Source organism: Micromonospora sp. NPDC048839, from assembly GCF_040649915.1.
Classification (GTDB): domain Bacteria; phylum Actinomycetota; class Actinomycetes; order Mycobacteriales; family Micromonosporaceae; genus Micromonospora.
Genome location: NZ_JBEZGL010000024.1, coordinates 1 through 24,710, shown reverse-complemented (window position 1 = coordinate 24,710; position 24,710 = coordinate 1). Strand labels below are relative to the sequence as shown.

Sequence of the window (24,710 nt, the reverse complement as noted above, 5' to 3'; positions counted from 1 at the left end):
CTGCCGGGCGCCAGGATATCCGCGCGGGCAACGGATAGGTTGACGGCATGGCCCGGGCCCAGTTCAGCGCAGAGACCAGCGGCGGCGGCGCTTTCGTCCGTCAACCCAACCGGTTCACCGGTCGGGTCACCGCCGACTCGACCTCCCCACCCGGCGGCGGCCCGGACGAGCAGGACCGCTGGCCCCTGGAGGCCGGCCGCTACCGGCTGATCTGGTGCCGGGCCTGCCCGTGGGCGCACCGGGCGAGGATCGTGCGGGGCCTGCTCGGGCTGGACGACGCGATCTCGCTGGGCACCGTCGACCCGATCCGCGACGAGCGGGGCTGGGCGTTCGCCCTCGACCCGGACGGCTTCGACCCGGTCCTCGGCGTGAGCTTCCTCTCCGAGGCGTACCTGGCCACCGACCCGGACTACACCGGCCGGGTGACCGTGCCGGCGCTGGTCGACACCCGGACCGGCCGCGTGGTCACCAACGACTACCCGCAGCTCACCCTCGACTTCTCCACCGAGTGGCGGTCGCTGCATGCGCCCGACGCGCCGGACCTGTACCCGGTCGCGCTGCGCCCCGAGCTGGACGCGCTGATGGCCGAGATCCACACCGACGTCAACAACGGCGTCTACCGGTGCGGGTTCGCCACCTCCCAGGAGGCGTACGACGAGGCGTTCCGGGGGCTCTTCGCCCGGCTGGACGCGCTCTCCGAGCGGCTGGCCGGGCAGCGGTACCTGATGGGTGACGCGATCACCGAGGCGGACGTGCGGCTGTTCACCACGCTTGTCCGCTTCGACGCCGCGTACCACGGGCACTTCAAGTGCAACCGGCAGAAGCTGACCGAGATGCCGGTCCTGTGGGCGTACGCCCGGGATCTGTTCCAGACTCCCGGCTTCGGCGAGACGGTCGACTTCGACCACATCAAGCGGCACTACTACGGCACCCACCGGGAGATCAACCCCAGCGGCATCGTGCCGCTCGGGCCGGACGAGTCGGGCTGGCACACGCCACACGGGCGTGGCTGAGCCGGGCCGTTCCGGCACCACGTCCGCGCCGAGGAGCGGCGCGGACGTCGCCCGTCGGGCCGCCGGTTCCGCCGCGGCGGGTTGCGCGCTGGCCGGTGCGGTGGCGGTGACGGTCGCCGTGGTCGCCGGTCCCGGTCCAGGGCTCACCGGGTACGTCAGCGAGGCCGGCATCGCCGGCAGTGGACACGCCGCGACGTACCGGATCGGGGTCCTCGCCCTGGCCGCCGCGTTGCTGTTGCTCGGTGCCGCGCTGCCTCCCGGGGTGTGGGCGGCAGCGCCGGCGCTGCTCGCCACCGGTGCCGTGTTGACGGCCGTGTCCGGGGCGGTGACCTGCTCCGCCGGCTGTCCGTTGCCGCCGTTCGAGCGAGCCACGACCGCTGATCTGGTGCACGGCGGAGCGAGCATCGCGGCCACCGCGTCAGTGGTCTTCGCGATGCTCGCGCTCACCGTGTCCGGGTCGGCTGGCCCGGCGGTGCGTCGGCTGGCCGGCGTGACCGCCGCGCTGGCCCTGCCGCTCTGCGCGACGGTCGGGCTGGCCATGCTCGTCGTCGGCCGGGGCGCGGTGGTGGGTGTGCTGGAGCGGCTGGTCCTCGTGCTGCTGGCCGCCTGGGGTCTCGCCACCGCCACCGCACTGGCCCTGAACCGCGGGCAGGCGAGGCCCATGTAAGGAGCCTCACGTCGACCGCTCCTTGCGATACCCGACCAGCGGCGTATCGTCGCCTAGCGATGACCAATGTCTGGGGCCTCACTGTCCGCCTGTATGTCGATCTCCGACTACAGGCCAGTGGCATCTGTCCGGGCTAGCTGCGTTTCCACGCCTGCCCCGATCAGACCGGACAATTGGATAGATTCCTCATGCCCTTCAGCCTGCGCAAAATTCCCTTCTCCGTGCAGATCCTGCTCGGCCTCGTGCTCGGCGTCGCGCTGGGCTTCCTGGCCCGCGCCAACGACCTGAGCTGGCTGACCAGCACCCTGCACACCGTCGGTGGCCTCTTCATCCAGCTGCTCAAGCTGGCCGTACCGCCGCTGGTCTTCACCGCCATCGTGGTCAGCGTGGTCAGCCTTCGCGGTGTGGCCAACGCCGCGCGGCTCGCGCTCAAGACCCTGATGTGGTTCGGCATCACCGCGCTGATCGCGGTGAGCATCGGCATCGGCCTCGGCCTGCTCATTAACCCGGGTAGGGGCGTGTCCCTCGACCTGGGTGGTGCGACGCCGCCGAAGAACACCGGCTCGTGGACCGACTTCCTCACCGGCATCGTGCCCACCAACCCGGTCGGCGCGTTCGTCGAGGGCAACGTCCTGCAGATCGTCTTCCTCGCCCTCGTCGTCGGTGCGGCGGCCCTGCTGGTCGGCGACGCCGCCGAACCGTTCGTGGCGCTGAACCGATCCCTGCTGGAGATCGTCCAGAAGGCGCTCTGGTGGGTCATCCGCCTCGCCCCGATCGGCACCCTCGGCCTGATCGGCAACGCCGTCGCCTCGTACGGCTGGGACCTGCTGGCCCCCCTCGCGAAGTTCACCACCGCCGTCTACATCGGCTGCGCCATCGTGCTGTTCGTGGTCTACCCGCTGGTGCTGATCCTCGCCGGCCGCCTCAACCCGCTGCGCTTCTTCGCCGGCGCCTGGCCGGCGATCGAGCTGGCCTTCGTGTCCCGCTCCTCGGTCGGCACCATGCCGGTGACGCAGCGCTCCGTCGAGCGGCTCGGCGTGCCCCGCGAGTACGCCTCGTTCGCGGTGCCCTTCGGCGCCACCACGAAGATGGACGGTTGCGCCGCCATCTACCCGGCACTCGCCGCGATCTTCGTGGCCCAGGTCTTCGGTGTGCACCTCGGCGTCACCGACTACCTGCTGATCGCCTTCGTCTCGGTGGTCGGCTCGGCGGCCACCGCCGGCCTGACCGGCGCGATCGTGATGCTCACCCTGACCCTCAGCACGCTGGGCCTGCCGCTGGCGGGCGCCGGCCTGCTGCTGGCCATCGACCCGATCCTGGACATGATCCGCACCGCCACCAACGTGGCCGGGCAGGCCCTGGTGCCGACCGTGGTCGCCGCCCGCGAGGGCACCCTCGACCGGGCCGCGTACGAGTCCGCCGGTCGTCGCGACCTGATCGAGCCGGAGCCGGTCGCGGAGACCCGGCCCGAGCTGACCCCGGTTCCCGCCTGACCAGAGCACACCGACGGCGACAGGCCCTCCCCCGGGGGGCCTGTCGCCGTCTCGGAGAGGATGGCCCCATGAGTTCCCTGTTCACCCCCCTGGCGCTGCGCGCCGTCACCCTGCCCAACCGGGTCGCCATGGCACCGATGTGCCAGTACTCCGCCGGCCCGGACGGTCTGCCGACCGACTGGCACCTGATCCACCTGGGCAGCCGCGCGGTCGGCGGCGCCGGGCTGGTGCTGACCGAGGCGACCGCCGTGCTCCCCGAGGGCCGGATCAGCCCGCAGGACACCGGGCTGTGGTCCGGCGCGCACGTCGACGCGTGGCGACCGGTGACCGCGTTCGTCGCCGCCCACGGCGCGGTGCCGGCCGTGCAGCTCGCGCATGCCGGGTTCAAGGCCTCCACCTACCGGCCGTGGGCGCCGGAACGCGGCGGGGTGCCGGACGCCGAGGGCGGCTGGACGCCCACCGCGCCCGGTGCGGAGCCGTTCACCGCCGGCTACCGGACGCCGACCGCCCTCGACGAGGCCGGCATCACCGGTGTGGTCGAGGCGTTCGCGACGGCCGCCGAACGCGCGCTGGCCGCCGGCTTCGCCGCCGTGGAGATCCACGCCGCGCACGGTTACCTGCTCAACGAGTTCCTCTCGCCGCTGACCAACCACCGCACCGACGGCTACGGCGGCGACCGGGCCGCCCGGATGCGACTCACCCTGGAGGTGGCCCGCGCGGTACGCGCCGCGGTCGGCGAGGACGTGCCGGTGCTGACCCGCATCTCCGCCACCGACTGGGTCGAGGGCGGTTGGACGATCGAGGACAGCGTGGTGCTCGCCGGTGAGCTGGCCGGCGTCGGCGTCGACCTGGTCGACGCGTCCTCCGGTGGCGTCAGCACGGACCAGCGCATCCCGCTCGGCCCCGGCTACCAGGTGCCGCTGGCCGCCCAGATCCGCCGCGAGGCCGGCGTTCCCACCGGCGCGGTGGGCCTGATCGTCGAGCCCGAGCACGCCGAGCAGATCATCGCGGGCGGCGAGGCTGACCTGGTGCTGCTCGGCCGGGAGTTGCTGCGCGACCCGTACTGGCCGCGCCGGGCCGCCGCCAAGCTCGGTGTCGTCTACTCCGGGCCGCCGCAGTACGCCCGCGCCTGATTCCCGCCCGTCGGACGGCTGCCGGTCCCGGGCAGCCGTCCGACGGGTCAGCCCGCCAGGTGCGACCAGTCCCCCTCCAGGTCCTGCCAGCTGCCCTGGGCCGCCACCGTGCCACCGATCAGCACCACCACGTGGTCGGCGCGGACCAGCGCGGCGCGCTTCGCGGTCGAGCCGACCACTGTCACCCCGTGTCCGCGCAACGCCTGCCACAACGCCAACTCGGTGGTGACGTCCAGCGCCGACGACACGTCGTCGGCGACCAACAGTTCGGTACGCGGTGCCAGTGCCCGGGCCAGCGCCAACCGCTGCAACTGCCCGCCGGAGAGCCGGGTGCCCTTGTGCCCGATGAGCAGACCCAGCCCACCGCCGGCGGCGGCCAGGTCGTGGTCGAGCTGGGCGGTGCTGACCGCGCCGGCCGCGTCCACCTGGTGCCCGAGCGCGATGTTGTCGGCGACCGTGCCGGACAGCACCCGGGGCAACTGGCCGACGTAGCCGACCTGGTTGGGCCGCAGGAACAGCTCCGGCTCGGTGACCGGGTCGCCGTTCCAGGCCAGCTCACCGGTGTGGTGCACGATCCCGGCCAGCCCTCGCAGCAGCGAGGACTTGCCCGACCCCACCGGCCCGACGACAAGCACCAACTGCCCCCGCCGCACGGTCAGGTCCACGTCGCGGACGGCCACCGTGCCGTCGGAGTGCACCACCCCGAAACCGCGCAACTCCAACCGTCGCAGCGGATGTCGCGGCGCGGGTGTCGGCGCGGGCGCCGTCCCGGCCGCCAGGTCGACCGCGGCAACCCCGGCGGAGTACGTGCTCACCCCGGTCATCGCCACCGTGCGCCGCGTCCACACCCGCGCCGACGGTAGCTGGGAGATCAACGAAGCGGTGGTCCAGGCGAACCAGCGTGCCGCGCCCAACGTGGACACGGCCACCAGCACCGCCCCGGCGGAGAGCGAGCCGCTCAGGTAGAGCGCCCACGCGCCGATCGGCAACAGCCCACTGGCCATCGACGGCGTCGAACGCGCCCACACCTGCACCGAGATCTCCCGCCGCTGCCGGTCGCTGCGCAGCACGTCCAGACCCGCCAGGTGGCGCAGCACCGCCGTGGTCGCGCCGGCGAGCTTCACCGTCCGTGCCGCGGAGAGCGCGGAGACCAGAGCCGTGGCGAAGGCGGCCCGCGCCGCCACCGTCGCCTGGGCGGCACGTTCGAGTTTCGGCCCGAACAGCGTCGCGGCCAGCCCGGAGACCACCATCGTGCCGAGGAAGAACAGCCCCGGTACGACGCTGCCGGTGACGGCCGTCATGGCGACCACCAGGACCAGCGCGACGGCCTGATCCAGCACGTTGTCGGCGAGCTGCACCACCCGCTCGGTGTCACCGCCCTGCGCCACGACCTCCGCCGGGGTGTGCGAGCTGACCCGGCGCGGCCCGGTCTGGCCGTGCACCAGACGCAGGCTGATCCGCAGCATCTGCCGCACCCACCACTGCGGGAACCAGACGTGGGTGTAGAACGGCAGCGGCAGGGTGATCAGCAGCCCGGCCACGATCCCGACCGCCGGCAGGTACGGGTTGCCGGTCCCGTCCACCAGGTCGGCCCAGAGCCAGGGCAGCACCGGACCGTCCAGCCCCAGCAGACTGAGCCCGAGGAACAACCCGATCGCGGCCAGCCCGTACCGGGGATCGTTGGTGCAGAGCCGGAAGATCTCCCGCAGGGTCCGGGCCGGCGGCACGGGCGGCAGCGGCGGTGGGTCGGCCCGCGGCGCTGCCACCGTGCCCTGCGTGCTGTCGGGCGATGTCTCCCGTGTGGCCAGCTCATTCGGCTCGGCCCGCGTGGGCGCCGGCCCACTCGGCCAGGCGTTGACCTGCTCGTTCGGCTCGGCTCGCGCAGGCGTCGGCACGCTCGGCCAGGCATCGGCCGGGTCGGGGCCGACCAGCAGGTCGGTGCCCGCGCCGGCACGGCCCATCGGTGCCACCGCGGCGTACGCGGCGGCGTGACTGGTCGCCAGCAGCTCGGCGAAACGCGTCGACGTCTCCAGTGGACCGGCCTCGACCACCGCGCCGTCGGCCAGCACCACCACCTCGTCACAGCGGCGCACGGAGGAGAGCCGGTGCGCGATGACGATGCCGATCCGGTCGCGCAGCAGTCGTTCGGTGGCCCGCTGCACCCGCGCCTCGGTCACCGGATCCAGACGCGCGGTGGCCTCGTCGAGGATCACCACGTGCGGGTCGCGGACCAGGATCCGGGCGAACGCCACCAACTGCTCCTGGCCCGCGGAGAGCACGTGCCCGCCCTCCCCGAGCCGGGTCGCCAACCCGTCCGGCAACTCGGCGATCCAGCCGGCCAGGCCCAACTCGTCAAGCGCCTTCGCCGCGGCGTCGAGCAGCTCCGGGTCGTAGAGCGCGACGTTCTCCGCGAGAGTGCCGGCCAGGATCTCGGTACGCTGCGGCACCAACGCCACCCAGCGGCGCAACTGCTCGACGTCGAGGTCGCAGAGGTCCGTGCCACCGAGGAAGACACTGCCCGACGGCACGTCGACCGCCCTGGTGAGCACCTTCGCCAACGTCGACTTGCCCGAACCGGTCCGTCCGATGAGCGCGTACGAGCGTCCGCGCTCGAAGGTGAGGCTGAGCCCGCGCAACGCGGCCCCCCGGCCGCTCTCGGGGCCACTCACCTCGTACTCGAAGGTCAGGTCGCGGATGCGGAGGTCACCCTCGGTCGGGCTGCCGCCGCCGACGGGCTCCTGCCGGGCCTTGTGCAGCAGCCGCACCCGTGCCCACGCGCCCAGGGCCTCCTGGATCTCCGGCACCATCCGGCTGACGTGTTCCGCGGTGGCGCCGAAGGCCAGGGCGAGCAGCCAGATGGCGGTGAGCCGGGCGGCGTCGATCCGGCCGGTGGCCAACGCCCAGGCCCCGCCGAGCACCACCGCGCCGATGCCGCCCCGGATCGTCGCGGTGGCGGCCGCGGCCACCCGGGCGGACAACACCCAGACCAGGCTGCCCCGGGACAACACGGCGGCGGCCCGCCGGGCGTAGAGCCGCAGCACGTACGGCCGGGCCAGGCTGGTGCGTACGTCGTCCTGGCCGTGCACCGCCTCCTCCATCACCGCGGCCAGGTCGGACCACGCCTCCTCCTCGCGCATCCGGGCCGGGGCGATCCGTGCCGTGGGCCGCCGCAGGCCGGCGGCGAGCAGCACCGTGAGCAGCAGCATCGCGACCCCGGCCGGCCACCAGACGGCCAACGCCACGATCATCGACAACAGGCCGACGCAGAGGCCCTGGGCGAGCCGGGTGCCCTGGTTACGGATCGCCGAGGCCACCTGGTAGACGTCCCCGTCGATCCGGTCGAGCAGCTCACCCACCGGGGTGGTCTCCAGGGTGGGCAGGTCCTGCCCGAGAGCGACCCGGCAGAGCCGGCGGCGTACGTCGGCGGACCAGTCCGCGGTCACGCCGGCCATCAGCAGGCTCACCGCGAGGTCGCTGAGCACCACCGCGACCAGCGCCGCGGCCAGCACGGCGAAGAAACCGGACGATCGGTGCACCAGGACCGCACCGGCCAGCGCCGAGGCGCCCGCCTGGCCGGCGGCGCCGAGCACGATCAGGACGGCCACGACCGTCATCCGACGTGCCGAGGTGCCCCACAGATCACGGAGCAGGCGCATGGAAGTCCTCCGGACGTGGGGTGGCGGAGACTTCAGCCTGGCGGCGACGACGCCCAGATTCAACCGAATTTCCGGCCCTGAGCAGGACATCAGCCTCCGCCGATCCCATGATCAACTCGGCTTCCGTAATGTCGGGGGGTCAGCCCGTCCCGGACACCCCGATATCCGTGATGTCGAGTGGATCATCCGGTTTGGCGGGCGATGGTCACCGGAGCGCGCGGTACCCAGCGCCGCACATGCCCCCGGCGTGGCGGTTGACGCGAGGTTTGTCCGATTCAGGGAGTCGTTGGGTGGTGACCGACCGCACCCGTGGGGCGGAATGCTGGCCGGGGCGGGGTCGTTACACACCCTGACGATCGCAGCACCACCACCCCGCCGCCCCGCCCACCACGGTTGGAATGCGGGACCCGGTCCGGTCGTTGCAGTCCCCGCAAACGACCGCCCCGGCCACCGCCTCCACGTGGGTGCCGATGGGCCGCCCCCGGAATTACCGCGGCCCCCCGGTCGTTACACCTGGACCCCGGCACCGCAAGCCCCCGCACAGCGGTCGCCGACCTTGGCATGGCCTTCCACTCGCGTGTCGCCGCACCCCCGGGCGCCGCGAGCCCGTGGCCCGCCGAACCCCAAACTTTTCCCCTTGTTTGTGCAGCGCCGGACGAGGTGCTCACACCCTGCCGCCGTTCCCCCTGTTGGTGGTTGGGTGTTCTACCCCCGAAGGAGCTACCCCCATGAACACGATCATGCGTAAGAGTGTGTTGTCTGTTGCTGGTCTCGCGTTCGCCGGTGGTGTGTTCGCCGGTCCGATCGCCGCCCACGCCGCCAACCCGGTCGAGGGCAAGCCCGTCGCGGCCGCCGTGCAGACCGCGGCGCCGAAGCCGCAGGGCGACCAGTCGCACATCGACCTCAACGACGAGAAGACCGCCAACGTCAAGGCGATCATCGCCGCCACGAAGAAGGCCGGCCTGCCCGAGCGGGCCGCGGTGATCTCGATCGCGACGAGCCTGCAGGAGTCGAAGCTGGACAACCTGGGCCACCTCGGCGACGCCAACGACCACGACTCGCTGGGCCTGTTCCAACAGCGCCCGTCCAGCGGTTGGGGCACGCCGGAGCAGATCACCGACCCGGCCTACTCCACCACCGCGTTCCTCAAGGGCCTCAAGCAGGTCGACGGGTGGCAGGACATGCCGCTGACCGAAGCCGCGCAGACCGTCCAGGTCTCCGCCTACCCGGACGCCTACGCCCAGTGGGAGCAGCAGGCCACCGACCTGGTCGCCCAGTACTGGAACAGCTGACACCAGCACCACCGCACAACCGCACCGCACGGCACCACGACACCGACCGCTGGCCGGCACCCGCAACCCGGGGTGCCGGCCAGCGGCGTCTCCGCCGCCTGGTCGGGGCTAGCGGCTGTGTGGTGAGGTGCCCGACGCACCCCTCGGGCGTGCCCGGGAACTGATGGCCGACCGCCGCTGCGCGACCGCCGACCGCCCACCTGAGCAAGATCGTGCTCGATCCTGGTTGTAGTCCCCTCGGTCGGCAACGGTGGCCACTACAACAAGGATCGAGCACGATCTTGTAAGCAAGGGCACGCAGCACGCGGCACGCGGCACGCAGCACGCGGCACGCGGCACGCAGCACGCGGCACGACCGCACGCAGCAGGGGTCAGAAGAGGACGGTGGCGAGGGTGCCGATCGGCTGGAAGCCGCAGCGCTCGTAGACCCGGCGAGCCGGGAGGTTGAAGTCGTTGACGTACAGGCTGACGGTCGGTGCGACCCGCAGCAACGCGTCGTGGACCACGGCTGCCATGGCGGCCGTCGCGATCCCCCGGCCCCGCCACTCCGGTGCCACCCAGACGCCCTGGACCTGCGCTGTCCGCTTGGTGACGACGGCCAGCTCGGCCTTGAACACGACCTTGCCGTCGACGAAGCGGGCGTACGCCCGACCGGCCCGGACCAGGTCGTTGACCCGTCGGCGGTAGCTGCGCCCAGCGTCCTCGGCCAGCGGGGAGACGCCGACCTCCTCGGTGTACATGGCCACCGCGGCCGGGAAGAGCCGATCGACCTCGCCGGAGCGGACCTGGCGTACCTCCGGGTCGGCCGGTACGGGTGGCAAGGTGTCGGTGGCCAGCAGTGGCTGGTTGGGGCGGACGTCTCGCGCTGGCCCCCAGGTGTCCGAGAGCCGGTCCCACAGCCCGAGTACCGCATCGGCTCGGCCGACGATGGAGGAGCAGAGCCGCTCCTCGCCAGCGAGCAGGTCGGCGAAGGCGGCCACCGCGGCGTCGGTCGCCAGCACCGGTGTGAGGTTGCCACCGAGCCAGCACAGCGATTCGAGGTTGCGGCGCGCGCCGTACCCCAGGATTCTGCCCTCGGCCCGCCACCAGGAGAGCCCGCGCGCGGCTATCCGCTCGGCGACCTGCGCGCCCGCGAACGGGTCATGGTCGAGTAGACGCTCGACCGCGCGGCGCTCCGATTCCCCCAGTTGGCGTACCGGCACCGTCAGCACGCCTACCAGCCTGCCAGATCGACCCCCCGCTCCGCCGGTCGAGTGGCAAGGCCGGCACCGGCTCGACCGGCCCGCTGGTCGGGTGGGTCCGCCTGGCCCACCGTACGACCGGGAGCACAGTGCCCAGAGCAGGATAAAAGGGCATCAGCCGGCGGCGGAGTGCCGCAGCTCCCCGGTCGGGCCGCCGGCATCACCTCCCGGAACGCCGCCGACAGGGCGAGCACCCCCACGGCGAGCAGCCACCGCGCCAGTCGCCCAGGGGACTTGTCGGCGCAGCCACCGCGCCAGTCGCCCAGGAGGCTTGTCGGCGCAGCCACCGCGCCAGTCGCCCAGGGGGCTTGTCGGCGCAGCCACCGCGCCAGTCGCCCAGGAGGCTTGTTGGCGATGCATTGCCGATATATCGTTGATGCATCAGCGATAGTCCTACGGAAGGAAGAACCCGATGAGGTTCCACCGACAGCACCACCAGATGCACGAGGCCCGGATGCGAGGATTCGGCTTCCCGCCGGTCCCGCCCGGTCCGCACGGTCATGGCCACGAGCACGGACACGGCGGCCCCTGGGGCGGTCGAGGCCGTGGCCGGGGTCGGGGCCGACGCCCCAACGTCCGCGCCGCCGTGCTGGCTCTGCTCACCGAGCGGCCGATGCACGGCTACGAGATGATCCAGGAGATCGACTCGCGCACCGGCGGTGCGTGGCGGCCGAGTCCGGGCTCGATCTACCCCACCCTCCAACTGCTGGAGGACGAGGGTGTGATCGTCGCCAGCACGGAGGAGTCCGGCGGCGGGCGGAAGCGGTTCACGGTCACCGAGGCCGGCCGGGCCGAAGCCACCGAGGCGGCGCAGACCCCGGCGTGGGCGGACGTCGCCCAGGGCACCGTGACCAGTTGGCACGACATCCGCGACTCCGGCGCGCAGGCGATGAACGCCCTGCGTCAGGTGATGATGAACGGCACCGACGACCAGCGTGAGCGGGCCGCCCAGGTGCTCGACGAGACCCGGCGCAAGCTGTACGCGATCCTCGCCGAATCCGAGTGAGCCGGGGCGCGCGACAAGCGCCACCCGAAGCGACGAAAGCGGCCGTCTCCCCGAGGGGAGGCGGCCGCTTTCCGCAGGCAGCGGAGATCAGTGCACGGTCACGGTCGGGCCGGTCACCAGCCCCCGCAGTTCCTCGGGAAGCTCGGCGCCCATCTCGTCGGCGATCCGCAGCGCCTCCTCGATCAGCGTCTCCACGATCTGCGCCTCGGGGACGGTCTTGACGACCTTGCCCTTGACGAAGATCTGGCCCTTGCCGTTGCCGGAGGCGACGCCCAGGTCGGCCTCGCGGGCCTCACCGGGACCGTTGACGACGCAGCCCATCACGGCAACCCGCAGCGGCACCGGCAGCCCTTCCAGGCCGGCGGTGACCTCCTCGGCGAGCTTGTAGACGTCCACCTGGGCGCGACCGCAGGACGGGCACGAGACGATCTCCAGGCCCCGCTCACGCAGGCCCAGCGACTCCAGGATCTGGTTGCCGACCTTGATCTCCTCCACCGGCGGGGCGGACAGCGACACCCGGATGGTGTCGCCGATCCCCTCGGCGAGCAGGGCACCGAAGGCGACGGCCGACTTGATGGTGCCCTGGAAGGACGGGCCAGCCTCGGTGACACCGAGGTGCAGCGGGTAGTCGCACTGCTCGGCGAGCTGCCGGTACGCGCGGATCATCACGACCGGGTCGTTGTGCTTGACGGAGATCTTGATGTCGCGGAAGCCGTGCTCCTCGAACAGCGAGCACTCCCACAGCGCCGACTCGACGAGCGCCTCGGCGGTGGCCTTGCCGTACTTGCTCAGCAGTCGCTTGTCCAGCGACCCGGCGTTGACGCCGATCCGGATCGGCACGCCCGCCGCGCCCGCGGCGCGAGCGATCTCCTTGACCTTGTCGTCGAACTGTCGGATGTTGCCCGGGTTGACCCGGACGGCCGCACAGCCGGCGTCGATCGCGGCGAAGACGTACTTGGGTTGGAAGTGGATGTCGGCGATCACCGGGATCTGGGACTTCTTGGCGATCGCGGGCAGCGCCTCGACGTCGTCCTGCGAGGGCACGGCCACCCGGACGATCTGGCAACCGGACGCGGTCAGCTCGGCGATCTGCTGAAGCGTGGAGTTGATGTCGGAGGTGAGGGTCGTGGTCATCGACTGCACGGACACCGGCGCACCGCCACCGACCGGCACCGAACCGACCATGATCTGGCGGCTGGCCCGGCGGGGAGCGAGTGGCGGGGGCGGCACGGCGGGCATACCGAGACTGATAGCTGTCACTTCAGGCACTCACCTTGAGAAGAGCGTGATGGGGTTGACGACGTCCGCGGCGATGGTCAGCAGCGTGAACGCGCCACCGATCAGGATCACCACGTACGTGAAGGGCATCAGTTTGAGGTAGTCCACCCGGCCGGGGTCGGTCCGGCCGATCCGCGCGTAGACCCAGGAGCGGGCCCGTTCGAACCAGGCGATGGCGATGTGGCCGCCGTCCACCGGGAGCAGCGGCAGCAGGTTGAACACGCCGATGAAGAAGTTCAGCGACACGAAGAGCATGAAGAAGACCAGCCAGGCGTTGTTCTCCACCGCCTCGCCGCCGAGCCGGCTGGCGCCGACCACGCTGATCGGGGTGTCGATGTCGCGTTCGCCGCCGGTGAGCGCGGTCCACAGGGCGGGGACCTTCTGGGGGAGGCGTTGCAGCGCCTGTACGGTGCCGACGGCCAGGTCACCGGTGAAGTCGGCGGTCGCGCCGAAGGCTCCGACCGGCCCGTACGTCACCCGGGTCGGGGTGCTGGGGACGAGCCCGACGCCGAGCGCGGCCACCGGCACGGCGGTACCGGTCGGGTCGTCCAGCGGCGGACGCTGGGTCTGCGCGAGCACCGTGCTGGTGCTGCCCGGCTGCCCGTCCCGGACGTACTGGATCTGCGCGGTCTCCCCCGGCTTGAGCGCGCGCAGGGTGGTGAGCAGGTCGCCGTAGTTGCCGATCGAGGTGCCGTTGATCGAGGTGATCCGGTCACCGTTGCGCAGCTGGCCCTGGGCCGCCGGGCTGGCCGCGTCGGTGGAGGTGCACGCCCGCACCGCGTTCTCCGGCACCACGCACTGGCTGAGCTGGATCACGGCGGGCTCCTTGCGGGCCTCCGTGTCGGTGGTGGGAAAGTCCGGGTTGGGCAGGCCTGCGGAGACGGCGAGGATCCAGATGGTGACCAGGGCGAGCGCGAAGTGGGTGATCGAGCCGGCGGCCATCACGATCGTGCGCTTCCACACCGGGTAGCGCCACATCACCCGCGACTCGTCGCCCGGCTCGACGTCGTCGTCCTGCGGGGTCATCCCGACGATCTTGCAGAAGCCGCCGAGGGGGATGCCCTTGAGGCCGTACTCGGTCTCACCCCGGCGGAACGACCAGATGGTGGGGCCGAAACCGACGAAGTACTTGGTGACCTTCATCCCGAACATCTTGGCGGTCAGCAGGTGCCCCGCCTCGTGCAGACTGACCGAGACGAGGATGGCCAGGGCGAAGAGGACCACCCCGAGCAGGTACGACATCAAGCTCCTTCCACCGAACCCGCGATGATCTCCTGCGCGTGCGCGCGTGCCCACGACTCAGCCGTGAGCACGTCCTCGACGGTACCTGGTTCGTCGAAGTCCGGAGCGTCCTCCAACACGCGTTCCAGGGTGTCGACGATGCCGAGGAACGGTAGTCGCCCCGCCACGAACGCCGCCACGCACTCCTCGTTCGCCGCGTTGTAGATCGCCGGCCGGCAGCGCCCGGCCTCCCCCGCGGCCTTGGCCAGCGCGACGGCCGGGAACGCCTCGTCGTCGAGCGGCGCGAACTCCCAGGTGTGCGCAGCCGTCCAGTCGACCGCCGTGGCCGCCTCGGGCACCCGGTCCGGCCAGCCGATGCCGAGCGCGATGGGCAGCCGCATGTCCGGTGGGCTGGCCTGGGCGATCGTCGACCCGTCGACGAACTCGACCATCGAGTGGATCACCGACTGCGGGTGCACCATGACGGTGATGTCGGCGTACGGCACGTCGAACAGCTCGTGCGCCTCGATCACCTCGAGCGCCTTGTTGACCATGGTCGCCGAGTTGATCGTGACGACCGGCCCCATGTTCCACGTCGGGTGCGCCAGCGCCTGCTCCGGCGTGACCTGCGTCAACTCGTCGCGTCGCCGACCCCGGAACGGGCCGCCGCTGGCCGTGACGATCAACCGACGCACCTCGCCACGCGTCCCGCTGCGCAGGCACTGGGCCAGCGCCGAGTGCTCCGAGTCGACCGGCACGATCTGCCCCGGCCGCGTCACCGCGCCCTTGACCAGGGGGCCGCCGGCCACGAGCGACTCCTTGTTGGCCAACGCGAGGGTACGACCACCACGCAGCGCGGCCAGCGTAGGAGCGAGGCCCAGCGAGCCGACCACCCCGTTCAGCACGATGTCGCACGGCCACTGGGCCAGCTCGGTCATGGCGTCCGGGCCGGCCACGATCTTGGGAAGTTTGAAGTCGCCGGTGGCCCACCCGCGCCGGCTCGCCTCCGCGTAGAACGCGAGCTGCAGGTCCTGCGCGGCGGACGCCTTGGCCACCCCGACCGCCTCGACGCCCAACTCGAGGGCCTGCGTGGCGAGCAGCTCGACGTTGCCGCCGCCGGCACCCACCGCGACCACCCGGAACCGGTCCGGGTTACGCCGGACGATGTCGATGGCCTGGGTGCCGATCGAACCGGTGGACCCGAGCAGGACGAGGTCGCGGGGGGAAGTCACGCGGCCATTCTCCCCCACCGTCACTGAACGCCCGCTGGGAGCCTCAGCCCTCCCCGCCCGCGCCGTGCGCGGCGCCCGACGCCCGACGCGCGGCGCCCGACGCGCGGCGCCCGACGCGCGGCGCCCGACGCGCGGCGCCCCGACGCCCCGACGCCCGGCGCCCGGCGCCCCGGCGCCCGACGCTTGATCAACTCGGCTTCAAGGAAGTCGGGCTATCCCAGGCACCTGGACACCCCGACTTCAACGAAACCGTGTCGATCAAGCGTTGTCGTCGGCCGAGTCGGTGAGCGTCGCGCCCGGCGCTTCCTCGTCGAGAAGTTCGGCCGGGTCGATGGCGAAGTCGAACGGCTCCCGCATGGTGAAGGTGCTGCCCGCCGCGGCGGCGGCCAGCGGCCGGTACTCCGCGTCGACCAGCTCGAACAGGGCAATGGTCGGCACCCGGTTGCGCAGGTCCACCCGGAGGAAAAACGGCACTCCGACGGCTGCGTACTCCCGCGGCCGGTCGATCACGTCCTTGCGTCGGTTACCCGGGGAAACGATCTCCCCCAGCAGCACCGCCTCGGCGATGGGAACCGTCGTGCGGCCACCGCCCGAGTTACGCAGCACAGCGATATCCGGGACGAAAAGGTCATCCCCGGAGATGACGTTGATCTCCGGGTAGACCCAGAATCCGGCCTTCCGCGCAGCACGGTGCAGCACGTACGGCAGCTCTCGCTCGACCGACTGATGATCGATTCCCGCGTGTGGTGTCACGATCACGCTTCCGCTCAGGACCTCAACCTTGGGGCCGTTGGTCTCCGGCAACAGGTCGAGGGCGAGCTGCGCGGTCCACGGCTCGTCGTGCCACCGCAGCACGTCGAACGACGGCTCGGTGTGCTGCGGTGGCGGCTCCGGCGCGAACGCGGCCTGGGCCATCCGGGCTCACCCCCTCAGCGGACCATCCTGGTCAGGCCAGCCTAGTCACCGCAGCCCCAGGAACGCGTCATCGCACACCCAGTCCGTCAGCGCCTTCCGCCGGCGACGGAGCTGCCCGGCTACCGGCACGTGGCACCTTGTACTGGCACCCCGCGACGGAGATCCTTCGGGTCATGGGCCGTTGGGCCGACTACAGCGCCCGCCGCTCACAGCGGTTGGGCCATTCGGCCCCGTGGGTCAGGCGAGTCAGGCGGCCACCTCGAACTCTCCCTGGAGGGCGTGAAGCTGATCCGAGCGCAGGTGACGCACCTCCCAGATCAGCTCCGCCACCTGACTCGTTCTGGCATCCGCGGGCGGGCAGGACTGCGGCAACTCGACATCGATCAGCGCGGCAAGATCCTCGACCCGGAAGGAGAGCACGGTCGCAAAACCGGACAGCAGCTCCGGACTCAGTTGCTTACGGCCGTTGCCCACCAGGTGGATGGTCGCCGCCGACAACGGCCCAATTCCGGCCAGTCGATACAGCGCTTTCGCCGAGTTCAGATTATTCAGATTTCGGTTGCGGAGCAGGCGCACGATCACCGCGCCCGGACCGTACGGGAACGGGTCGCGCTTCCGCGCGATCGGTGCGATCGGGGCCGGTGGCGACATCGACCTGGCTACTCCGAGCAGTTGTTGACACCGATCGAGGGGCAGACGAAGAGCAGTTCTCACCACCTGGTCCAGGATCGAGTCGGCGGGAGCAGCGAACGGTGCTAGGTCACTCGGCACATCAAGGCCGGCCAAGACGAAGAGATCCGCCGCATGCAGACCAAGCGCGGGAGCGAGTCGTCGCAGGACTGACGGATTGGACGCATCGCCCTTGAAGGCCGCCTCTAGCTCGGCTTGATCGACTTGGGCCGCACGCATCAAGCTGCCGACGTTCTGCCCCCGGTTCGCTGACAGCCGAGCCACCATCGCAACGACGTTTCCTGGGCCCGGCGCCCATTTCGCGGTTCGAGCACCCGGGAGGCCGTTACTCATCAGGGCCTCCCAGGCGACGTCCGGGCTCCCCCCTCAGCGGACCATCCTGGTCAGCTCGGCCTAGCCACCGCAGCCCCAGATGTAGGTCATCGCACACCCGGTGCGTCATTGAGGGCTACCCGAACTCATGACCTCCCGGCCTTTCGCGTATGACACCAGGTCGCCGACCCTCCAGCGCGCCGTGCCTGATCCCGCGGTGCCGGCGAAAGCGCATCCGAGACAGCCATTTGGAGGATAAGCATTCGAGTGGCCTCTTGATCGGAATCCTCGCGCCGAACCATCTCCATAGCCCACGTTGCGGCTAACTCCATCCAGTATGACTGTGCGGACTTCCACGCCGTCTCAACTGTCAGTTCGACGAGTTTTTCAGGGGTTGGAACGCCACCCTCGCTGAAAGAGTCCCACGAGCGAGAAAAATCGACCAAGCATGCAGCGAGGTCGCGCTCCAGATACGGCCACACGGGAACGAATCCCGATCTTTCAAGGGGAGGACCGGCCTTCTGACTCCACACCCACGCCGATCCGACCATCAGGCATGACCCCAATCGACGCCCCGTCCCCCGATACATCACCGGGATCCAGTTCCCCGTCTCAACCCCACGGCCTGTAGTCGAATTCAATCCCTCGATCGCTCATAAATTTCTGGAACTGCTGGCGAGTAGCATCCGTCCACCTACGGCCGAACACCGGACCTCCGGCAGATCTTGGAGGGAAAGCGCCCCTCCCGGGGCCGAATTCTTCCAAGATCTCGGTGAGCGAGGTCGCCGAGCGGCTCGACTGCTGTGCGCGGGTTGACGCGATGAAGGCGGCCCAGACCGTGGGGGTGAAGGTCAGCTCCGGTCCTTGCTGTCCCGCACCCCGATCGCGTCGGCGAGCCCCGCCACCTCGACACAGTTACCCTCGCCGCCGGACCGGGACGACGTGCGCCAGACTCCGTCACGCACCATCTGTCATCTCCTTCGCTATCGCTTCAATCAGCTCACGGGACTCGTCGGCGCTCAGCGCCTGCTCGCCGAGGGAGCGCCACGCGTCTTCGTAGATCTCGATCTCGTGGGTCTTGTCAAGGTAGACCGCGCCACACGGCCCGTCCATATAGATGGTGGTCGGCTCCGGATCGCGCACCTCGGCCGGGAAGTCGAGCATGGTGAAGGTGCCGGCCTGTGCCCAGCGCACCAGGCCCGCAGCGAGCGGCAACACCCGGATGCCGATGTTGTGCTGCCGCGACGACACCACCAGCGACTCCAGTTGCCGCGCCATCGCCGCCCGATCGCGCAGCGGACGGCGCAGCACCGCCTCGCTCAGGATGACGGTGCTGGCCGCTGCCGGCGGCTCGACGCCCACGACGGGCCTTGCGCTGCTGCCGATGATCCACTCGGGCTCACGGAAATCGGGGTGTCCGCATGCCGCGGACACCCCGACTTCTTGCAACGCGTGTGGATCAGGGAGTGATGACGAACTGCGAGCCCGGCTGGATGACGATGTTGCCGTCAGCCGAGTTGGTGATTGTCACGTTCGTCAGGTTGGCGTTGCCGCGCGCGCCGCTCATCGCGAGAATGCCGGCGCCGTTGACGGACTTGTCGATCCGGACGTTGGTGATCGCGAGGTTCGGTATGTTGCCGCCACCGTTCTTGAACTGGATGCCGTCGTACGTCGAGTCGATGATGTCGGTGTCCCGAATCGTGACCCCGACGATGTCCCGAGTGGCCGGGAAAATCGTGATGGCACCGAACTCCTGGTCCTCGTTCCAGAACGCGCCACCGGTGCGGTAGAGCCCGTTGTTGGCGATCAGCGTCGTGCCGGAGAACGGCAGCGGGTCGTGGTCGGTCGCCAGCATGATGCCCGGGTAGTTCGCGGTGTCGTAGATCAGGTTGTTCTCGATCGAGTTGTCGTAGCCGCCGTAGATGGCGATGCCGTTGGCCCGCCAGGGCAGCTGGACGGTGTTGTTGACGAAGTGGTTGTCGTGGGCGATGTCGACGTTGCGGTCCTTGACGTACGGGTTGGCCCAGACCGCGAGGGCGTCGTCGCCGGTGGTGCGGAAGGACGAGTTGAACACCCGTGAGTTACGCGTGCCGTTGCTGAAGTTGATGCCGTCGGCGTACGTGTTGCGGATCCGCATGCCGGTGAACTCCAGCCCGTCGGCCGGCCCCCAGAGGTCGGGGATGTTGTCGTAGTCGCGACCCACCCAGGCACCCACGTTGGCGTGCTCGATCCAGACGTTACTGATCTTCGTGCCGGTGCCGAAGCGACCGTTCAGACCCACGCCACCCTCGGCGTTGCCGTCACCGCCCCGGATCCGGCCGGAACCGAAGATGGCGATGTCGGAGATCTGGGTGTTCTTGTCGATGTCGAAGCCGAAGTTGCCCTCGTGCGGGTGGTTGATGCCGCCCACCACGTTCTGCGGCTCGGTCAGCGTGTAGAGCTGCGAGTGCCACATCCCGGCGCCCCGGATCGTGACGTTGCTGATGCCGACCTGGTTGTGCATGCCCCGGTTCAGCGGGTCGTCGGTCAGGATCTTCTGCTCCTGCCGCCACTGTCCGGCCGGGATCCAGACGCACCCGATGACACCGTTCTGGTCGTCGGTCACCGCCCGCTGGATGGCGGCGGTGTCGTCGAGCCCGTCGTTCGGGACCGCACCGTACGAGGTGATCGAGGTGCAGCCGGCCGGTTGACTCGCCGCCGGGGCGACCTGCTCCAAGTCGATCATGTCGATGACGTAGAAGGACGCGGTGTCACCCGAGTCGCGCTGCAACTTGAACCGGGTGCCGGCCGGGTACGACTGCGCCAGCAACGCGTTCGACTCGTCGAAGAGCCGTCGGGCGTCGGCCTGCGGGGTGTTGGTCAGCGCCTCCGGCCCGTCGGTGTTGCCGTAGAGCCAGCTGTGCTTGGACGACAGGGTCAGCTTGCGGGAGAAGACGTCGTTGACGTAGAGGCTGATGGTCGCCTCGATGCCCCCGCCACCTGGCGCGTCCGGGATGGAGTTGCGCACCACGATGGAGTTGGCCTGGTTGGCCGAGGTGAACTCGACGAACTGGCCGGTGCCGGTGAGCCGGACCGACTTGCGGCCGGAGGACTCGCTGGCGAAGTTGGTGTGCCCGAAGGTGCGCAGCGCGTCGGTCTCCAGCAGCGTGCCCTGGTAACGGCCGGCCTCCGCCTCGTAGGAGACGTACGGGACGGCAGCCCCGCGCCCGACCACGATCGACTGGCTGAACGCGTTGTTCGTCTCGTTGGTCTCGGTGACCGCGTTTGTGGCGTCGGCGGTGGCGGTGATGGTGGCGCCGCCGCTGGTGGCGGTCCAGCTACCACTGACGGCCACGGTGACCGTCGCGCCGGCCGCGATCGAGGCGGTGGTGGAGTTGAGCGTGGTGCTGCCCGCCACCAGCCGGGTGACGGTGGTCGCGCCGGTCGCGGTGGTGCCCCGGTTGCGCACCGTCACGGTGAAGGTGACGGACGCGCCGACGGCCGGGTTCGGCGGGTTCGAGGCGATGCTGAGCACCTGGAGGTCCGGGCCGGGGGCCTGCGCCACCACCAGCGGCGACGCCGCCGTGAAGCTGTTGTTGCCGTTGTTCTGCTCGACGATCGTGTTCGTCGGGTCGACCACCGCGGTGACGGCGTAGCTGCCCATCGGGCGGGTGCCCGCGTTTACCGACACGGTGGTCGAGGCACCGGCGGCGAGCGCGCCCACCGTGGCGCTGCCGACGACCGCGCCGGCCAGGCTGACGTTCAGGGTGGTGGCGCCCGCGGACGCCGACCCGATGTTCTGCACCACGGCCGAGAGGGTGATCGCGCTGACCTCGCTGGGCGAGGTCGGCGACCAGGTCACCGAGCTGACCACCAGGTCCGGGTTGGGTGCCGGGGTGCCGCACACCTCGAACTCGGCGACCTGGCCGGACGGGGCACCGGTGTTGCCGGTGAACCGCAACTGCACGTCCGCCGTGGTCGCGCTGACCGGGATGGTCACCGCGTTGCTGCCCTGCACGAACTGGTAGGCCGCCGAGGACACCAGACTGGTGTACGCGGACGACGCCTGGTCGCGGCCGAGGACCTGGATGGTCTGGGTACGGGTGCCCCACGACGAGTCCGGGTTGAGCTTCACGGTGACGCCGGAGATCGAGTGGTTGGCACCGAGCGCCACTGTCAGGTTCTGCGGGTAGCTCGCCGCGCCCTCCCAGTAGGTGCCGAGTTGCCCGTCGTTCGCCTTGTCCGGGGTGAAGCTGAAGGTGGAGCCGCTCGCCGTCATGCTCTTGCCCTGCGCCACGTTGGTGCAGGCGGGCGGGTTGCTGCCGGTCCGGGTGACGGTGTTGCTGGTGCCGGACAGGTTGCCGGCGCCGTCCCGGGCGCGGACGTGGTACGACACGGTCGCCGTCGCCGGTTGGGTGTCCTGGTAGGTGAGGACGCTGCCCAGCGTGGCGATCAGGCTGCCGCCCCGGTAGACGTTGTAGCCGGCCAGCCCGCTGCCACCGGAGTCGGTGGAGGCCCCCCAGGTGAGCGTGATCGTGCTGCCCGACGTGCTCTGCGACAGCGTCCCCGGGGTGCTCGGCGCGGTGGTGTCACCACTGCCGGTCCGGGTGACCGTGTTGCTGTTGCCGGAGAGGTTGCCGGCGGCGTCGCGGGCCCGGACGTGGTAGGACACGGTGGCCGTGGCCGGCTGGGTGTCGTTGAACGTGGTCACGTTGCCGACGGACTGGAGGAACGCGCCGTTGCGGTAGACGTCGTAGCCGGCGATGCCGCTGCCGCCCGCGTTGTCGGTCGACGCCACCCAGTTGAGGCTGATTGTGGTACCCGACTGGGTGTACGAGAGGTTGCCGGGGACGCTCGGCGCGGTGGTGTCCGGGGTGGTGCCGCCGCTGCCGTACACCTCCAGTTCGGAGAGCTGCCCGGCCGGCCAGCCGCTGTTGGCGGTGATGCTGATCCGGACGTAGCGGGTGGCGGTCTGGCTGACGTTGATCGTGACCGTGTTGCCGCTCGCCGGGTTGAAGGTGTACGTCTGCGACCCGACCAGGGTGCCGAACGACGAACCGTTGGTGCTGCCCTGCACGCTCAACGTCTGCGTCCGGGTCCCCCACCCGGAGGTCGGCAGCTTCAGCACGACCTGGTTGACGGACTGCGATGAGCCGAGATCGACCTGCACCCACTGCGGAAACGAGTTGTTGACGCTCTCCCAGTAGCTGCCCGCGTTGCCGTCGACGACCTTCGACGAGTCGTAGACGTCGGCGTGGCCACTGGACTGGGTGGGACGACCCTGGGCGAGGTTGGTGGCCGCCGCGGCGAACCCGCTGCTCGGTGCCGCTGCCGCCGGCTCGGCGGGGCGGGCGGCGGCCGGGTTCGCGACGGCTGTCGCTCCGACCGTGGCGATCAGCGCGGCGGCGGCCGTGGCCGCCACCATCCTGAACAGATTCGTTCGTCTCATCACTGTCCTTGTCGTCGGGGGACGGTTGCCCCGGTGGCGGGACCACCGGGTGGGGGTGCGGCGGTGCGGCGCCGGCCGACGCGCGAGGGCCGGTGTCGAGAGAGACGGGGGTCCGGGCGGCGCGGGGGCGCCGCTCGTCCTGGAACACCAGATGGGTACGACCATCAACGGGCCTCCCCAGGAGGCCCGTTGAATCTTCCGAGAGGGTGCACAGAACAGTGCACTTGTTTGTCAAAATCTTGCGTTACTTTGGCCAAAGGTTACTGACGTGCTACGGGAGCGTCAACACTTCGACCACCATGACTATTGACGGACTTGTCTGCCCCTGGAGCCACCACCAGGGCCGACCTGCCCACAATTTCGGGGAAGGGGCCACCTCCCGACGGCTGGAGGCGACACCTTCCCCGAAGTTGCGCGGATCTTGCGTCAGGTCGTGCGGGAACGATCAGGCATCTGGCGCCCTCAGCACGAAGGTCTCCAGCAGCTCCCCGCCGTACCAGTCGCTGCGCTGGCCCACCTGGGTCATGCCCAGCCGCCGCGCCACCGCCATCGACGGCTCGTTGCCCGGCGACACGACCGCGTAGATCTCCCGGGTACCGGCGGCGAACTCCCGCGCTACCGCCGCACGGGCCGCCTCGGTGGCGTAGCCGTGCCCCCACGCGTCCGGGTGCAGGTGCCAGCCCACCTCGATGTCGTCGGTCCGCACCGCCTCATCCCGGCCCGGCAGCGGCTTGAGCAACGCCGTGCCCACCACCTGACCCGTCTCGCGTACCTCGATCGCCCAGGTGCCGTACCGGCCGCCGTCGGCGGCGTGCCGCTCCTGCCAGCTCCGCAGTCGCTCGGCGGCCTGGGCCGGTTTGGTCATCGGCAGACCCGGCGCCGCGCCCAGGTATCGGCTGATCTCGGGACGCGAGTAGATGTCGTAGATCCGGGCCAGATCGGCCGGATCTTCGGTCCAATCGCGCAGGATCAGGCGTTCGGTGGTGAGAACAGTCATGACCGGCGATCTTAAGGAGTGACGGCCCCGACGACAGGGAAGGAGGACCCGATGGGCAACGGATGGCAGCGCACGAAACGGATCACCAGTGCCGCGTTCCGTCCGGTGCGCGGACGGGACCTGTCGCTGCACGCCGCCGCGATCACCTTCTACGGGGCGATCGCCGTGGTGCCGGTCGCGCTGCTGGCGATCTGGCTCACCGCACTGGTGGCCGGGGCCGACCGGGTACGCCGGCTCACCTCGTACGCCGTGGAAGCCCTGCCCACCGCGATCGGCGCACCCCGGGCGGTGGACGCGCTCGTCAACGCCGGGGTGGAGCTGACCCCGCTGCTGGCACTGGCCTCCCTCCTGCCCGCGTCGCTGTACGGCGAGGGTCTGCGCCGGGCGTTCGTCTCGGTCGCCGCACCCCGCTCCGACGAGCACCTGATCGGCTGGCGGGGCCGGCTGCTGCTGCTGCCCCTGCTCGCGCCGGCCCCCGCCCTGCTGCTGTCGATCCTGCTGGCGCTCCCGCTCACCACCCGGCTCGTCCGCCAGGGCGGCTGGCTCGGCGTGCTCGGCGTGGTGCTGTCGTTCCTCGCGGTCTGGCTGGTGCTCACGCCCGTACTGGTGTGGGTGTTCCGGGTGGTCGGTCCGGCGTCACCGGACTGGCTCTCCACACTCGGCATCGGGTCGTTCACCGCGGCGAACCTCTCCGGCTTCCTGCACGGCTTCGTGCTCTTCGCCTCGCTCCCGCTGGACCTGGGCGTGCCGTTCGGCGGCTTCGACGAGATCGGCGCCGGGGTGGCCGTACTCCTCTGGCTCTACCTGTTCCACGTGATCGTCCTGGCCGGCTACTCCGCCACCCTGGCCCTCTCCCGCTGGCGCACCACCCGCACCGCCCCCACCACCCCCACCACCCCCTCCCCCACCACCCCCACCCCACCCCGCCCCGCGCGTTGATCATGGAGTTATTGCCACTCGCCACGGCGTGTCGTCGCTATAACTCCATGATCACCGCGCAGGGGCGGGGCGGGCGGGGGCACCGCGGGGGTGGGGTGGGGTGGGTGGGGTTAGTCCCTGTCGCCTCTGGCGATGCGGCCCGTTCCGGGCTGAAAATCGTGTTGGTCGCTCGCTGACGTCGTATCTCCTTGGTCCGT

Annotated in this window: 17 protein-coding genes and 1 pseudogene; 7 read left to right on the top strand and 11 right to left on the bottom strand. The window is 70.7% G+C overall.

Annotated elements, in window-relative coordinates; translation table 11 throughout:
• Positions 1-47: 47 nt before the first annotated feature.
• The 4 genes from AB0C25_RS31605 to AB0C25_RS31590 all read left to right on the top strand — a co-directional run bounded on the left by AB0C25_RS31605 (position 48) and on the right by AB0C25_RS31590 (position 4,306).
• On the top strand, positions 48-1,013 hold the full coding sequence (locus tag AB0C25_RS31605; RefSeq protein WP_357378091.1) for a glutathione S-transferase C-terminal domain-containing protein: 966 nt from the start codon (positions 48-50) through the stop codon (positions 1,011-1,013).
• The gene (locus AB0C25_RS31600) at positions 1,006-1,680 is read left to right on the top strand and encodes a DUF998 domain-containing protein (RefSeq protein ID WP_357378089.1); all 675 of its coding nucleotides are present in this window, start codon (positions 1,006-1,008) and stop codon (positions 1,678-1,680) included. The genes AB0C25_RS31605 and AB0C25_RS31600 overlap by 8 nt, the downstream gene beginning before the upstream one ends.
• 200 nt (positions 1,681-1,880) lie before the next feature.
• Positions 1,881-3,173 carry a dicarboxylate/amino acid:cation symporter gene (locus AB0C25_RS31595; protein WP_357378200.1) on the top strand — a complete coding sequence of 431 codons (1,293 nt, stop codon included), beginning with the start codon at positions 1,881-1,883 and terminating at the stop codon, positions 3,171-3,173.
• Between the two features lie 68 nt (positions 3,174-3,241).
• Entirely contained in the window at positions 3,242-4,306 is a 1,065-nt protein-coding gene (locus AB0C25_RS31590; protein ID WP_357378087.1) for an NADH:flavin oxidoreductase/NADH oxidase, read from the top strand.
• Positions 4,307-4,353: 47 nt separating this feature from the next.
• Here the strand turns inward: AB0C25_RS31590 and AB0C25_RS31585 are convergent, their stop codons facing one another.
• Positions 4,354-7,962 carry an ABC transporter ATP-binding protein gene (locus AB0C25_RS31585; protein WP_357378085.1) on the bottom strand — a complete coding sequence of 1,203 codons (3,609 nt, stop codon included), beginning with the start codon at positions 7,960-7,962 and terminating at the stop codon, positions 4,354-4,356.
• Positions 7,963-8,690: 728 nt separating this feature from the next.
• On the opposite strand from AB0C25_RS31585, the gene AB0C25_RS31580 reads away from it, so the two are divergent.
• A complete protein-coding gene (locus tag AB0C25_RS31580; protein ID WP_357378083.1) occupies positions 8,691-9,254 on the top strand; it encodes a hypothetical protein in 564 nt (187 codons plus the stop codon).
• A 371-nt stretch (positions 9,255-9,625) separates the two neighbouring features.
• Here AB0C25_RS31580 and AB0C25_RS31575 read toward each other — a convergent pair whose 3' ends face one another.
• Positions 9,626-10,465 (bottom strand): GNAT family N-acetyltransferase, encoded by an 840-nt coding sequence (locus AB0C25_RS31575; protein WP_357378081.1) that lies wholly within the window; start codon positions 10,463-10,465, stop codon positions 9,626-9,628.
• 442 nt (positions 10,466-10,907) lie between these two features.
• Here AB0C25_RS31575 and AB0C25_RS31570 point away from each other — a divergent pair, with 442 nt between their 5' ends.
• Positions 10,908-11,501, top strand: a complete 594-nt coding sequence (locus AB0C25_RS31570) for a PadR family transcriptional regulator (protein ID WP_357378078.1) — start codon at positions 10,908-10,910, stop codon at positions 11,499-11,501.
• Positions 11,502-11,588: 87 nt separating this feature from the next.
• On the opposite strand, the gene ispG is transcribed toward AB0C25_RS31570, so the two are convergent.
• From ispG to AB0C25_RS31525, 9 genes and pseudogenes are all read right to left on the bottom strand, one after another.
• Entirely contained in the window at positions 11,589-12,761 is a 1,173-nt protein-coding gene (gene ispG / locus AB0C25_RS31565; protein WP_357378076.1) for a flavodoxin-dependent (E)-4-hydroxy-3-methylbut-2-enyl-diphosphate synthase, read from the bottom strand.
• A 9-nt stretch (positions 12,762-12,770) separates the two neighbouring features.
• Positions 12,771-14,021 carry a site-2 protease family protein gene (locus AB0C25_RS31560; protein WP_357378074.1) on the bottom strand — a complete coding sequence of 417 codons (1,251 nt, stop codon included), beginning with the start codon at positions 14,019-14,021 and terminating at the stop codon, positions 12,771-12,773.
• On the bottom strand, positions 14,021-15,232 hold the full coding sequence (dxr, locus tag AB0C25_RS31555) for a 1-deoxy-D-xylulose-5-phosphate reductoisomerase (protein WP_357378072.1): 1,212 nt from the start codon (positions 15,230-15,232) through the stop codon (positions 14,021-14,023). Before dxr ends, AB0C25_RS31560 begins: the two co-directional genes overlap by 1 nt.
• A gap of 258 nt (positions 15,233-15,490) precedes the next feature.
• On the bottom strand, positions 15,491-16,147 hold the full coding sequence (locus AB0C25_RS31550; protein ID WP_357378070.1) for a Uma2 family endonuclease: 657 nt from the start codon (positions 16,145-16,147) through the stop codon (positions 15,491-15,493).
• Positions 16,148-16,393: 246 nt separating this feature from the next.
• The gene (locus AB0C25_RS31545; protein WP_357378068.1) at positions 16,394-17,170 is read right to left on the bottom strand and encodes a hypothetical protein; all 777 of its coding nucleotides are present in this window, start codon (positions 17,168-17,170) and stop codon (positions 16,394-16,396) included.
• Positions 17,171-18,006: 836 nt separating this feature from the next.
• Positions 18,007-18,117 (bottom strand): annotated as a pseudogene (locus AB0C25_RS31540) (DUF397 domain-containing protein); the annotation flags it as partial.
• Positions 18,107-18,538, bottom strand: coding sequence for a Scr1 family TA system antitoxin-like transcriptional regulator (locus AB0C25_RS31535; RefSeq protein ID WP_357378198.1), 432 nt, complete (start codon positions 18,536-18,538; stop codon positions 18,107-18,109). The pseudogene AB0C25_RS31540 and the gene AB0C25_RS31535, both read right to left, overlap by 11 nt.
• Positions 18,539-18,608: 70 nt before the next feature.
• Positions 18,609-22,577 (bottom strand): CARDB domain-containing protein, encoded by a 3,969-nt coding sequence (locus AB0C25_RS31530; protein WP_357378066.1) that lies wholly within the window; start codon positions 22,575-22,577, stop codon positions 18,609-18,611.
• Positions 22,578-23,022: 445 nt separating this feature from the next.
• Positions 23,023-23,574 carry a GNAT family N-acetyltransferase gene (locus AB0C25_RS31525; protein ID WP_357378064.1) on the bottom strand — a complete coding sequence of 184 codons (552 nt, stop codon included), beginning with the start codon at positions 23,572-23,574 and terminating at the stop codon, positions 23,023-23,025.
• A 51-nt stretch (positions 23,575-23,625) separates the two neighbouring features.
• Between AB0C25_RS31525 and AB0C25_RS31520 the strand changes: the two genes are divergently transcribed.
• Complete coding sequence (locus AB0C25_RS31520) at positions 23,626-24,513, top strand: YhjD/YihY/BrkB family envelope integrity protein (protein WP_357378062.1); 888 nt, start codon at positions 23,626-23,628, stop codon at positions 24,511-24,513.
• Positions 24,514-24,710 lie beyond the last annotated feature (197 nt).

Coding starts and splice junctions, on each gene's coding strand:
- AB0C25_RS31570 (WP_357378078.1), top strand. CDS start 10,908: ATGAGGTTCCACCGACAGCACCACCAGATGCACGAGGCCCGGATGCGA.
- AB0C25_RS31525 (WP_357378064.1), bottom strand. CDS start 23,574: ATGACTGTTCTCACCACCGAACGCCTGATCCTGCGCGATTGGACCGAA.
- AB0C25_RS31580 (WP_357378083.1), top strand. CDS start 8,691: ATGAACACGATCATGCGTAAGAGTGTGTTGTCTGTTGCTGGTCTCGCG.
- AB0C25_RS31545 (WP_357378068.1), bottom strand. CDS start 17,170: ATGAGTAACGGCCTCCCGGGTGCTCGAACCGCGAAATGGGCGCCGGGC.
- AB0C25_RS31520 (WP_357378062.1), top strand. CDS start 23,626: ATGGGCAACGGATGGCAGCGCACGAAACGGATCACCAGTGCCGCGTTC.
- AB0C25_RS31605 (WP_357378091.1), top strand. CDS start 48: ATGGCCCGGGCCCAGTTCAGCGCAGAGACCAGCGGCGGCGGCGCTTTC.
- AB0C25_RS31530 (WP_357378066.1), bottom strand. CDS start 22,577: ATGAGACGAACGAATCTGTTCAGGATGGTGGCGGCCACGGCCGCCGCC.
- AB0C25_RS31550 (WP_357378070.1), bottom strand. CDS start 16,147: ATGGCCCAGGCCGCGTTCGCGCCGGAGCCGCCACCGCAGCACACCGAG.
- AB0C25_RS31590 (WP_357378087.1), top strand. CDS start 3,242: ATGAGTTCCCTGTTCACCCCCCTGGCGCTGCGCGCCGTCACCCTGCCC.
- AB0C25_RS31560 (WP_357378074.1), bottom strand. CDS start 14,021: ATGTCGTACCTGCTCGGGGTGGTCCTCTTCGCCCTGGCCATCCTCGTC.
- AB0C25_RS31585 (WP_357378085.1), bottom strand. CDS start 7,962: ATGCGCCTGCTCCGTGATCTGTGGGGCACCTCGGCACGTCGGATGACG.